Source organism: Pseudoalteromonas sp. P1-25 (genome assembly GCF_001401805.1).
Classification (GTDB): Bacteria; Pseudomonadota; Gammaproteobacteria; order Enterobacterales; family Alteromonadaceae; genus Pseudoalteromonas.
The window spans coordinates 1-212 of sequence record NZ_LKDW01000150.1 but is presented as its reverse complement, the minus strand read 5'-3'; the positions used below and the strand labels follow the sequence as shown (position 1 = coordinate 212).

The window sequence follows — 212 nt, the reverse complement described above, 5'->3', positions numbered from 1 at the left end:
GTGTCAGATTTAGCGGGTAACCCTGTTACAGCTGAGGATACAGTTGAACTTGATAACACCGCAGCGATCACAACCAGCATTGATAAAACAGTCGACGGCGTTATAAATGGCAACGGCGAAAGTGCCGCCATGGTCGTGCGCGGCACGGTGAGCGATGTGGAAGACGGTCAAACCGTGACGGTGATCATCAGTGATGGCACAAACCAAGTTGA

At 51.4% G+C, this 212-nt stretch carries 1 protein-coding gene; it reads left to right on the top strand.

The annotated features are described in order from the left end of the window. A partial coding sequence (locus AN393_RS20365; RefSeq protein WP_161804186.1) for a hypothetical protein occupies positions 1 to 212 on the top strand: 212 nt, incomplete at both ends.